General features: G+C 43.7%; 10 protein-coding genes. All 10 read right to left on the minus strand.

Annotation, left to right across the window (positions count from 1 at the left end; genetic code table 11):
• Window positions 1-5: 5 nt before the first annotated feature.
• A complete protein-coding gene (locus tag G589_RS0100490; protein WP_026520692.1) occupies window positions 6-737 on the minus strand; it encodes a pseudouridine synthase in 732 nt (243 codons plus the stop codon).
• A gap of 11 nt (window positions 738-748) precedes the next feature.
• Window positions 749-1,804 carry an N-acetylmuramoyl-L-alanine amidase family protein gene (locus tag G589_RS20775; protein ID WP_051192087.1) on the minus strand — a complete coding sequence of 352 codons (1,056 nt, stop codon included), beginning with the start codon at window positions 1,802-1,804 and terminating at the stop codon, window positions 749-751.
• 70 nt (window positions 1,805-1,874) lie between these two features.
• Window positions 1,875-2,576, minus strand: coding sequence for an ATPase (locus G589_RS0100500; protein ID WP_026520693.1), 702 nt, complete (start codon window positions 2,574-2,576; stop codon window positions 1,875-1,877).
• Between the two features lie 17 nt (window positions 2,577-2,593).
• Window positions 2,594-3,079: a pantetheine-phosphate adenylyltransferase gene (coaD, locus tag G589_RS0100505; protein WP_026520694.1), complete on the minus strand. Its 486-nt coding sequence runs from the start codon at window positions 3,077-3,079 to the stop codon at window positions 2,594-2,596.
• A gap of 2 nt (window positions 3,080-3,081) precedes the next feature.
• On the minus strand, window positions 3,082-3,636 hold the full coding sequence (gene rsmD / locus G589_RS0100510; RefSeq protein ID WP_026520695.1) for a 16S rRNA (guanine(966)-N(2))-methyltransferase RsmD: 555 nt from the start codon (window positions 3,634-3,636) through the stop codon (window positions 3,082-3,084).
• Complete coding sequence (locus G589_RS0100515; protein WP_026520696.1) at window positions 3,633-5,870, minus strand: DNA gyrase/topoisomerase IV subunit A; 2,238 nt, start codon at window positions 5,868-5,870, stop codon at window positions 3,633-3,635. Before G589_RS0100515 ends, rsmD begins: the two co-directional genes overlap by 4 nt.
• Before the next feature lie 12 nt (window positions 5,871-5,882).
• Entirely contained in the window at window positions 5,883-7,805 is a 1,923-nt protein-coding gene (locus G589_RS0100520) for a DNA gyrase/topoisomerase IV subunit B (RefSeq protein ID WP_026520697.1), read from the minus strand.
• A gap of 35 nt (window positions 7,806-7,840) precedes the next feature.
• Window positions 7,841-8,710 (minus strand): DegV family protein, encoded by an 870-nt coding sequence (locus G589_RS0100525; RefSeq protein ID WP_022767187.1) that lies wholly within the window; start codon window positions 8,708-8,710, stop codon window positions 7,841-7,843.
• A 66-nt stretch (window positions 8,711-8,776) separates the two neighbouring features.
• The gene (recG, locus tag G589_RS0100530) at window positions 8,777-10,846 is read right to left on the minus strand and encodes an ATP-dependent DNA helicase RecG (RefSeq protein WP_026520698.1); all 2,070 of its coding nucleotides are present in this window, start codon (window positions 10,844-10,846) and stop codon (window positions 8,777-8,779) included.
• Window positions 10,847-10,909: 63 nt separating this feature from the next.
• Window positions 10,910-12,688: a DAK2 domain-containing protein gene (locus G589_RS0100535; protein WP_026520699.1), complete on the minus strand. Its 1,779-nt coding sequence runs from the start codon at window positions 12,686-12,688 to the stop codon at window positions 10,910-10,912.
• Window positions 12,689-12,717 lie beyond the last annotated feature (29 nt).

The raw sequence follows: 12,717 nt of genomic DNA on the forward strand, positions 1-12,717 counted from the left end.
TCATCCTATTTCTTTAATTCATTTATTTCTTCTTCGGTCAGAGGCCTGTATTCACCGACAGGAAGATCGTCGCCAAGCTCTAAACTTCCCATAGAGATTCTGCGAAGGAACATTACTTCATTCCCCACAGCTTCAAGCATTCTTTTTACCTGATGGAATCTGCCTTCATGAATGGTAAGGAAAATCACCGGATATCCTTCTTCGTCCTTATCCTCATAAACTTCAACCTTAGCAGGAAGCGTGTAATCAATGCTTCCGTCATCCTTCTTATCACCGATATTCACGCCCTTTTCAAGCTTCTCTATATCAGCAGGTAAAAGAGCTTGTCTGATATGCACTTCATAGACCTTATACACATGTTTTTTAGGTGAAAGGAGTCTGTGGATCAGATCACCGTCATCTGTTATAAGAAGCAGCCCTTCTGTGTCGATATCAAGCCTTCCGCAGGGAGAAAGACCTTTTACATTTTCTCCGGATAAAAGATCAAGCACCGTTTCGTTCTTTCCATCTCTTGTGGCACTCACAACGCCTACGGGCTTATTTAGCAAATAGTAATGATACTTGCTGTAACTAAGGACTATTCCGTCAAAAGCTATCTCATCACTGTTTTCATCGATATGCATATCAGCCTTTGAAGCAGGTATACCGTTTACAGAGCATCTTCCGTTTTTTACATATTCTTTTATCTGCTTTCTGGTACCGATATTTTGTTCCGAAAGAAATTTATCAAGTCTCAATGTCTTTTTCCTTAATAATTGAATGTAGCCGCTACCTGAACAGGATTACTTAAAGTACCCTTTTCATAGTTGTTGTAAGCAGCACAGACTATTGTTGGATTTACAGTTCCGCTAGGAACCTTAACGTTAAATGACTGTGTCGACTTACTCCTGTCCCACATCTGCAGAGTATTAAAGGTCTTACCGCCATCATAGCTGTATGTAAAGTAAATAACAGGGCTCTGGCTGTCCTTGGTCGTCATTTCAACAAGTACATTTCCGCTGGCAAGGTCGTAAGCAAGAACCTTGATCTCGCACTTCTCAGGTCCTGTTTCATCCTGATAAAGAACTTTGCCGGGCTTTTTAACTGAAGTATATTTAAAGCCTGAATAATCAGCTCCTGTAGTGCTTGATTTAAGCTTAAAGTATTTGGCAATTGCTGTTGCGTCAGCTGCAGCAAGCTTGCCAATAAAGTCAGCAGTCTTGATCTTGGAGACATCCACGCCATGATCAAGGTATGCATGCTCCATGATAACGCAAGGGATATTCCTTGCAACGCAGGCTCTGATGATTCCGTAGTAGTCCTTACCGGATGAGCCTACCCTTGTCTTGACACCTTTTTGATAAAGACCGAGTCCGTTCCATTCTGACTGAAGAATATTGCCGAAGTTAGCACCTGCTACATAGTAATTACCAAAGGTAGATGTCCATACTTCTGAGCCATAAAATGCATGATCGCTTGAAGCATTGAAGTGAATACTGTATACGAAATCCGCTCCGACACTCTTTGCATATGCTGCTCTGTCTTCAAGTGAAATGGCTGTGTCAGTGGTTCTCGTGGTATATACAGTAACTCCGTCATATTTCTCAAGCTCAGCCTTCAGGGCATTGGCAACCTGAAGAGTAAGGGCCTTTTCTGAAAGGCCGTTATACTGGGCACCAAGGTTTCTGTCTCCCTCTCCGCCGTGTCCCGGGTCAATAACAACTACCACATTCTTAGATGCTGCATTTGTATCGATCGAAGTAGCTCCAAATACAGCTGTGAATACCATAACAAAAGTAAATACATATGAAATAAGCTTTTTCATAATATCCCCCAAACTCCTATTAAAGATAAAAAGCTGTCGCAATAATGCGGCAGCTCTTAGTAATCGCTACTTAGTTAAGCATATCAAGATTTAAACTTCCATCATCCGAAGCCGCGCCCTGATCTTCAGTTGTAACAGCTGCGCCGGTTCCTGCAGAAGCACCGCCAACAGGTGGACGAAGGTCCGCTCTGTTTGACTTGATGATCTCACTGTACTGAGTAAGTGCAGAGAGAATGCTGTCATTGCTCTGAGTTACCTCTTTTACAATATTGATGCTGTTCTGCTTAACTGACTCGATGATCTCGTCGTTATTCTTGCTGGTTGCATCAATTGACTGATTTATGATGGAATCAACGTTCTCAAGAAGCTGATCTGTGTACTGTACAGCAGCTGCCTTCATCTCATTGGCCTCAATTGTTGCCTTGTCAAGGATGTCCTTGGCCTGGGCAGCAGCCTGTGAGATTACTTCATTGGCCTGAGCGTATGCCTGCTGCATGATCTCATGCTCGTTAATAAGTTCATTGGTATGAGCAGTTGCCTCGTCAATGAGCTCCTGAGCCTTCTTGCGCGCGTCATTTAAAATTGCTTCCTTGTTGCTGATGATCTTCTGATATCTCTTGATCTCCTCAGGTGTCTTGCTGCGAAGTTCTCTTAAAAGCTCATCAATCTCTTCTTTGTTGACAATGATCTTGGTCTGAGACAAAGGCTGTGGTTTGCAATTATCTATATATGTCTCGATCTCGTCAATAAGCTGTTCTATTCTGCTGGTCATGATAAGTACCCCCGAATTTATTTGAATCCGTATTTTTTGTATAGCTCTGTGGCTATAAATTCCGGAACGCAGGTTGTAATATCCCCATTATAACTTGCGATCTCTTTTACAACTGAGCTGCTAAGGTATGAATACTCAAGGCTGGTTGTAAGGAATACGGTATCCACCTCATGGTGTGATAACTCTCTGTTGATCTGTGCAATCTGAAGTTCATATTCAAAATCAGTTATGGCACGTAACCCTCTGATAATGATATGGATCTGATTCTCCTTGCAATAATCAATAAGAAGTCCGCCAAAAGACTCGATTCGTACATTTGGCAGGTCCTTCACAGATTCTTTTAACATTTTAACACGTTCATCAAGGGTAAACAATGGAGTTTTAGATGAATTGCACATTACAGCTACGATCAGCTCATCAAACATGGTGGATGCGCGCTTTATAATGTCCAGGTGTCCAAGTGTTACCGGATCAAAACTTCCCGGATATACAGCAGTCTTCATAATCAGTTGCCCTTTCTGTAGAGGAAAACATGTTTGTTGCTCTTGTACTCTTTCTCTTTGCGAACCTCGAATCCATAGTCCTCTGCAAAAGAGAAATCGTAGTCCTTGTCACTCTCGACAATGATCATTGTGTTCTCAGTAACATAGCTCATCTGAGAGAGCTGGGAAAGTGTTCTCTCATAGAGCTCTCCGTGATAAGGAGGATCTATAAAGATTATATCAACTTCACTTTCCTTAATGCCGCGAAGCGCCAGAACAACATCCTGCTTAAGGACCACAGAATCTTCCTCGAAATAAGTGGTCTTAAGGTTCTGCATTATGCACTTGTAGGCATTTGTGGCATTCTCAACAAAGTAAGCCTTGCTTGCACCTCTTGAGAGTGCCTCTATTCCGATTCCGCCGCTTCCTGCGAACAGATCCACAAACACAGCACCAGGAACCTGGTTCTGGATCATATTAAACAGGGTTTCCTTAATACGGTCCTGTGTCGGCCTTGTATCATTTCCTTCAGGAGTCACAAGTCTTAGTCTTCTGGCAGATCCTGCAATTACTCTCATAGTCTTACCTTTGTTCCCTTTGTATCTCTGCTGGTTATCTTAAGGTGCCCAAGATGGAGCTCCTTACCGTTGTGTTCAATGCTCTTTTCCTCCATGTCATTAAGGAAAAAGACATCTCGGATGTAGTCATTCTTTGTAAGCCTCATACCTCTTACGCCGACTGCTATCTTCTTTTTCTCAGGTACTGTTTCAATGAGGAATCTGAGGAAGTATCCATCGTTTGTTCTGAGCACAACCGTCTTCTGAGTCTTGATAACCTCTACGCTTACAACTTCATCTCCGTCAAGGAGCTTGGTGGCAGCAACGGTTCTCTTTGAAACATCAAACTCTCCGCCGTCAACAACCTTCATCATGGACATCTTGGTTGTAAACAGGAGCCTGTAGAGATTAAGGTCTGACTGGCTTGAAGCCATGACAATTGTCTCTTTTGAAGTGTCAAAGTTGCTTACATTGTCGATAGGAATACCCTTATCTCTCATCTTGCCCTGAGGAAGATCCATAGCTTTTACAGTATGGAGATTACCTGTATTGGTAAAGAAACAGATCTTGCCGGTGTTCTTCATGATAAATGAGAACTTAAACTCAGCCTGGATAGTCTCTTTATTCTTCTCATAGGTTGAAGCATCGATGGTCTTGGCATATCCGAATCTGTCCATGATAAATGCAACATCGATCTCTTCAACGGGCTTTTCTTCGTAAACTGCATTTTCCCTGTTGTCGATTACAGTTCTTCTGGGTCTTTGATATTCTTTCTTTATCTTGATGAGCTCATTCTGGATGACCATTGACATGGACTCATGGCTCTCAAGAATATCCTCGTATTTGTAAATATTGGCTACTGTCTGCTCATGTTCCTTGATAAGAGCATCAAGTTCAAGGCCGATGAGTTTGTAGAGTCTCATCTCCAAAATGGCATCTGCCTGAGCTTCTGAGAACAGGAGCTGTGCAGCCATTGCCTTGGACTCTCTGGACTTAAAGTTAATGCCTTCTGTGTTTCCATTTACAAGGCAGTCCTTAGCCATTGCTCTGTCCTTGGAGCCTCTGAGGATCTCAATTACAAGGTCGATCACATTGCAGGCCTTGATAAGACCTTCCTGGATTTCTTTCTTGTCCTGCTCTTTTTTAAGAAGTGTCTGGTACTTTCTTGTGGCGATTTCAAACTGGAAGTCCGCACAGGCTCTCATGATCTCTTTTAAAGACATGGTCTCAGGGCGTCCGTTATCAATAGCCAGCATGTTAACGCCAAAAGTATCCTCAAGCTTGGTCTTCTTGTAGAGAAGGTTTGTAAAGTTCTCTACGTCAGTGTCCTTCTTGAGCTCTATTACAATTCTGATTCCTTCCTTGGAGGACTGGTTCGAAATATCAACAATATCATTTGTGATCTTCTTCTCAGCAAGCTCGGCAACATCAGCCATGAACTTGCCGATGCCGGCTCCGATCATGGTATAAGGAATCTCTGTGATGATCAGATTTATGTGTCCGTTTTTACCTTTTTCGGTTTCAACCTTACCTCTTATCCTGATCTTACCGATACCGGTCTCATAGATTTCTAATAACTCGTCTTTGTTAATGACAACTCCGCCTGTAGGGAAGTCAGGTCCCTTGATGTACTTCATCAGGTCTTTTGTTGTAAGAGAGTCATTCTGAATGTAGGCGATCTGTGCATCAATTACCTCAGCAAGATTGTGAGGAGGTGTACTGGTTGCCATACCTACTGCGATACCTTCGCTTCCGTTTATGAGGAAGTTGGGAATCTTAACAGGGAGCACCGATGGCTCTTTTTCTGTCTCATCAAAGTTTGGGAGGAAATCAACTACGTTTAAGTTTAAATCCTCAAGGAAATTCTCCTGAGTTACCTTTGAAAGACGCGCCTCGGTATAACGCATGGCAGCAGCGCCGTCGCCTTCGATGTTTCCGAAGTTTCCGTGGCCGTCAACAAGAGGAATAGCCTTTTTAAAGTCCTGGGTCATTACAACAAGACAGTCGTAGATCGAGCTGTCGCCGTGAGGGTGATATTTACCCATGGTATCGCCGACAATTCTCGCGCTCTTTCTGTAAGGCTTGTCATATCTGATGCCGAGTTCATACATGTCATAGAGAGTTCTTCTCTGAACCGGCTTAAGTCCGTCTCTGATATCCGGAAGTGCACGAGCCACGATTACGCTCATGGCGTAATCTATAAAGGACTTCTGCATGATCTCGGAATATTCAGTTCTGATAATTCGATCTTCCATTTATAACCATCCTTAAATATCCAACTCAGCATCAGTAGCATGCATGTGAATAAATTCTCTTCTGGGCGGAACATCTACACCCATAAGAAGTTCCGTCATCTGTGATGCCATCTTGGCATCCTCGATTTCTACCAGCTTAAGAAGCCTTCTCTCAGGATCGAGTGTAGTCTCCCAAAGCTGCTCAGGGTCCATCTCACCAAGACCTTTATATCTCTGAAGCGTAAAGCTCTTTCCCTTATGGGCATTTCTGTACTTGGCAAGAGCCACGTCATCATAGAGGTACTCTTCCTTACCCTTTGCAGGAAGTGCTTTATAAAGAGGTGGCATGGCAAGATAAACATGGCCCTGATAAATAAGCTCCGGCATGAATCTGTAGAAAAGTGTAAGCAGAAGCGTTGAAATATGCTCACCGTCTACGTCGGCATCGGCCATGATGATGATCTTGTCATAGCGAAGCTTGTTGATATCAAAGTCATTGCCGTAGCCTTCGGAAAATCCGCAGCCAAAAGCATTTATCATGGTCTTGATCTCTGCGTTTGCAAGAACCTTGTCGATACTGGCTTTCTCAACGTTGAGGATCTTACCTCTGATAGGAAGAATTGCCTGATAATTCCTGTCTCTTGCCATCTTGGCAGAACCACCGGCGGAATCTCCCTCTACGATAAATATCTCACACTTTGTCGCATCCTTGCTGATGCAGTTTGCAAGCTTACCGTTTGAATCGAAGGAATACTTCTGCTTGGTAAGCATGTTGGTCTTAGCCTTTTCCTCAGTCTTTCTGATCTTGGCTGCCTTCTCGGCACAGCCGATGATCGACTTAAGGATCTCGATATTTCTGTCAAAGAATCTTGTAACTTCGTCATTTGTAACCTTGGATACAACCTTGGCTGCGTCCTGGTTATCAAGCTTGGTCTTGGTCTGACCCTCAAATCTGGGGTCCGGATGCTTGATTGAAACAACAGCTGTCATTCCGTTTCTTACATCGGTTCCTGTGAAGTTTACGTCTTTATCCTTAAGAATGCCAAGTTCTCTCGCATACTGGTTGATTATGTTTGTGAACATGGTCTTAAATCCGGTTAAGTGAGTACCGCCTTCTGCATTGTAGATGTTGTTACAAAATCCCAGAACTTCCTCGTGGAACTCATTTACATACTGGAAAGCTACCTCAACCTCAACGCCGTCACTCTCTCCGCTAAAAGAGATAACGTCGCAAACAGCTTCCTTGGACTTGTTCATGTCCTGAATAAAGCCTGTTATTCCGTCGGGCTCGTGGAATTCTATGTACTCTTCCACACCGGGCCTTTTATCAACGAAAACTATTGTGAGCTCAGGGTTTAGATATGCAGTCTCGTGGAGCCTTGACTTGATATCATCCTCTCTGAACCTTGTCTTTTCAAAAATGGTGTCATCCGGAAGAAAGCTGATGGTAGTACCGGTTTCCTTGGTTGTTCCAACCGGTGTTAAAAGGCCGTTGTCCAATTTGACGGTAGGATAGCCTCTCTCGTAGGCATCCTCATAGATATAGCCCTCTCTCTTGATCCTTACCTTCAGCCATGTTGAAAGCGCATTAACAACGGAGGAACCTACACCATGTAAGCCTCCGCTGGTCTTATAAGAATTATTATCAAACTTACCTCCCGCGTGGAGCATAGTAAGTACCACACGCTCGGCAGTAAAGCCCTTGGCATGCATACCAACAGGAATTCCTCGACCGTTATCCTCAACAGTCGCACTTCCATCAGCCTCCAAAGTGACTGTTATCCTGGAACAATACCCTGCCAGATGCTCATCGACAGCATTGTCGACGATCTCATATACAAGATGATTAAGTCCCCTGGTTGTAACGCTTCCGATATACATTCCGGGGCGCTTACGCACCGCCTCAAGTCCCTCAAGGACTGTAATACTGGAAGCTCCATAATCTTGCATAGTCATTAAATATAACCCCTTTTATTTCATAAATACTTTTTTCATAAGTGAAGCTTTCTCGAAACTGTTACAGCGAGAGCTCCGGGCCCTATATGGCATCCTACTGAAAGCGAAAGCGGATCCATGTGCATCTCATGTCCCGGGAAGGCAGCTTCAACCTCCTTTTTCCATTCCTGTGCAATTTCCAGGTTGTTGGTGTATGCACCGGCAATAAGGAAATCACCGGCTTCCATTCCGCCGAATCTGTTCTCAATATCTGCCTTAATGGCATTTATCATAATGCTCTTGCCTTGAGCTGTGGTCCTTGCCTTGGCAAAAGCATCAAGCTTCTCTCCCTGGATCTGAAGAACCGGCTTAAGACGAAGGAGTGTACCAAGAGCAGCTGCAGCGGGAGTTATTCTTCCGCCCTTCTTAAGATAATGGAGTGTGTCAAGCATTATGTAGATACTTGCATCAAGCGCCATCTCAAGTAGCTTGTCCTTTATCTGCTCAGCTGTATATCCCGCATCTGCCATAGCCTTGGCATCGAGCGCCGACTGCCTTTGTGTTACGGAGATTCTCTGATTGTCGATTACAAATACCTTGCCCTCGTACTCCTCCTGAGCAAGCATATATGCGCTCTGACATGAACCTGATAGTCCGCTGCTCATTGGGATATAAATGATCTGATCGTAATCTTTAAGCACCTTGTCCCAAAGAGTTAAAAGAGATTCCGGCGTTGGCTGCGAGGTTGACACACTGGCATCTTCAGCAAGTTTTTCGTAGAACTGATCCTGAGTCAGGTTAATATCCTCAAAAAAGTCTTCACCGTTTATCATAAATGGCATAGGCACAACAAAAATGCCGAGTTGTTCAGCTTCTTTTTGGGTGATACCACTGTTACTGTCGGTAATGATCGCTATCTTAGACATACAATTGGCTGGCAAATGCCAACACTCCTCCTATTTTCTACCTTATTTACTAAAAATATCTTACTTTTATAAAGTGGTAAAGTCAACAAAATTTGCCGATTTTGTGCTTATAAGCTCCTTAAGTACTGTATGTTGTGGAAGGTTCATCTCCGGATCCTCTGACAAAATTCTGTCAGCATCCATGGCGGATTCTTTTACCAGATCACTGTCATGATAAATGTCTCCAACCTTAAAGCAAAGTTCTCCCGACTGTCTTACTCCAAAGAGATCTCCGGGGCCTCTTTGCTTCAGATCCTCCTCGGCAATTACGAAACCGTCATTTGATCTGTTCATGATATCAAGTCTCTTAGCCGCATCCTCATCATCGGATGAATTGATGAATATGCAGTAGGACTGTTTATCGCCTCTTCCGACTCTTCCCCTCAGCTGATGAAGCTGTGAAAGGCCGAATCTCTCAGAGTTTTCTATCATCATGACTGTAGCATTCGGAACATTGATTCCGACTTCAATTACAGTTGTGGAAACCAAAACATCTATGTCTTTTCTAGCAAAGGCTTCCATAATGGCATCCTTCTGCGCAGGCTTCATTTTGCCATGAAGCATTTCGACATTTACAGACTCCGGAAGTGTAGCTCTGAGCATCTGAGTATAGCTCACAACATTTTCAACTCCGTCCAGTTCTCCCTCTTCAATCATCGGACAGATAACATAGACCTGACTTCCTCCGGCAACCTGATCAGCTATGAACTTATAAGCCGTCGGTCTGTAATTCGTTCCGACAACACAGTTCTTGATAGGTTTTCTTCCTCCGGGAAGCTCGTCCACAACTGATATTGACAGATCTCCATAGAGGATAATTGCAAGGGTTCTTGGAATCGGCGTCGCACTCATGGCAAGGACATGTGTCTTTTCACCCTTTTCAGCAAATGTCCCCCTCTGTCTTACACCGAATCTGTGTTGCTCATCGGTTATAACAAGTGCCAGATTCTTATAGGTAACTTTTTCCTGAATAAGCGCATTCGTACCGATTATGCAGTTAACTTCCCCCTCTGCGATCTGCCTCTGTACTTCTTTTTTATCCTTGGCAGATAACGCCCCTGTTAAAAGAGCTATCTTAAGGCTTGTAATATTGTATTTCCTGATAAGATTTTTAAAACTCTCATAGTGCTGCGCGGCCAAAACTTCGGTAGGCGCCATCAAAGCCCCCTGATAACCGTTAGCAGCTGTAGTTATAAGAGCAAGAAGAGCCAGAACCGTTTTACCGGAGCCAACATCTCCCTGTATAAGACGGTTCATTACAAAACCGCCGCCGAGATCTCTTTTTATGTCATCCCAGGCACGTAGCTGTGCTCCCGTAAGCTTATAGGGAAGCTGTTCAATCAGCCTTGTGGTATCTGCCACCTCGATCATTGGATAATTGTTTCTTATCTCTTCGGAATTCTGCTTAAGAAGGCGCAGCTTTAGCACAAATACAAGAAATTCGTTATAAGCAAGTCGCCTTCTGGCATTTTCCAGATCCTCAGCATTCTTTGGAAAATGTATGGAATGAAGTGCTTCGGAAAATCCAATAAGATCAAGCCTGTCACAGATTTCCTTTGGCATAAACTCCTCGAGCCTTCCAACATTTATAAAAGCCTTTTCAACAGCTTTCATAACGGTATTGTTGGAGAGCCCTTTTGTAAGAGGATATCTGGGCTGAAGGCTTCCAATAAGAGGAGCATATTCCTCAACCTTATACATCTTAGGGTGATCCATGGAAAAGAAATTTCCCTTTTTGCGAACTACTCCTCTGAATATATATGTGCTTCCGGATTTAATGGAATTAACAAGATAAGGCGCATTAAAGAAGGTCATTTTGACCCTTCCTGTCTCGTCTGCAGCTTCAAAAGCAACAATAGACAGATTCCTTACATGGCGCCTTGTTACAGAACCGATAATGGTCAGTTTACAGGCACAGATTATATTTTCCTTAAGGTCGCAAGCTCTTTTGGGCGCATCGAAAAGATCGTACCCCCTTGGAAAGTAATAAAGAAGGTCTCCTAATGTCACTACGCCTATCTTGTTAAAGAGTTTGCCGGTCTTTTCTCCTATTCCCTTAAGTTCAATTATGTTTTCCTGTAATTCACTTCTCCCCAAAGCTTTACCCCCATAGTCTAACGGACAAAAAAAGCCGGACTGTTAAGCCCGGCTTTAAAAGCTTTACTCAGCGGAAACAACATAGTAGTAGATCGGCTGACCACCAAACTGAAGCTCCACATCACACTGTGGATACTGGGTCTGGATTCTGTCTCTGAGCGCTTCTGCGTCCTTTTCCTCTACTTCGTCTCCGTAATATACACTGATAAGCTCAAGCTCATCACTCATCATTTTCTCAAGCATACCGAAGGTTACATCTGCGATATCGGAGCCTACATCAAGGATTCCTTTGTCGCCGATTCCCATGTAATCGCCCTGCTTGATAGTAACATCATCAATAACTGTATCTCTTACAGCGTAGGTAACCTCTCCTGTCTTAACTGTTGAAAGAGATTCTGTCATAGCTGCAATATTATCATCGATTGCAACATCAGGCACATAGTTGATGATAGCTGTGATTCCCTGAGGAACTGTCTTACTTGGAACAACAACGATCTTCTTGTTGTCGTCTCCGTCCTCTGACATGATAGCTGCCTGATTAGCTGCGAGAATGATGTTCTTATTGTTAGGAAGAACTACAACTGTATCTGCATTGACCTTGGCAACTGCATCGAGAATATCTGCAGTTGAAGGGTTCATAGTCTGTCCGCCTTCGATTACATAATCAACACCGAGGCCTTTAAAGATCTCTGCAAGTCCTGATCCGGCACAAACAGTTACAAATCCAACATCCTTACGAGGTCCGAGATCCTCTTCAGGCTCAGGAGTCATATCAACCTTATCTCCGAGAGGAATATCATCCCCTGCACTGTAAGTAGGTGTAAGCTCTGCAGCTCCGTTTATCTCAGTCTGGATCTCTGACCAGGATCCGTCCTGATTCTCATGGAAGAGCTTCTCTCTGTGCTCCATCCACATGTTATCGATCTTCATATTTGAGAGCTGACCGTACATAAGAGCTCTCTGAATCGCAAGGCCGGGGTCATTGCTGTGAACATGGACCTTGCAGATCTCATCATCGGCAACCATAACGATACTGTCACCGATTGACTCAAGGAATCCCTTGAAATCTATTTCCTGTTTAACGTTAAGAGGCTTATTAAGGAGTACGATAAACTCTGTGCAATAGCCAAACTTGATGTCTTCCTTGGTAGTCTCTGATCCGGGAACAGCCTTAGCACCGGGTGTTCCTGCATCCTCACTGATAGAGAGATCGATCTCTTTTCCAAGGAAACCGTCAAGCGCGCCCTTAAGAACCTGAATAAGTCCCTGTCCGCCTGAATCTACAACGCCGGCCTGTTTAAGAACAGGAAGCATATCGGGAGTCTTTGAAAGAACTTCCTCAGCATATTTAATAACTTCATCGCAGAAGGTCTCGATATCATCACAGCCTTCCATTGCAAGCTCGTGAGCCTTCTCACTTGCTCCCTTTGCAACGGTAAGGATTGTTCCTTCCTTGGGCTTCATAACAGCCTTATATGCTGTCTCAACAGCCTTCTCAAAAGACTCTGAAAGAACATTGACAGTGATCACGTCATGCTGCTTAACAACCTTGGTAAATCCACGAAGAAGCTGGGATAAGATAACACCTGAGTTACCTCTTGCGCCTCTAAGTGAACCTGAAGAAATAGCCTTGCAGATTGCTCCAAGATCTGTTGTATCACCAAGACTCTGAACCTCTTTGGCTGCTGACATGATGGTCATTGTCATGTTTGTTCCTGTATCACCGTCCGGTACAGGGAAAACATTCAGTTCGTTTATCCATTCTTTCTTTGCATCAAGGTTCTTGGCTCCGCTAAGAAACATCTTTGAAAGCATCTTAGCGTCAATAGAATTATTACTCAAAACAAAATCCTCCTGAACTTAAAATCGAC

It is taken from the genome of Butyrivibrio sp. VCB2001, from assembly GCF_000423965.1.
Classification (GTDB): Bacteria; Bacillota; Clostridia; order Lachnospirales; family Lachnospiraceae; genus Butyrivibrio.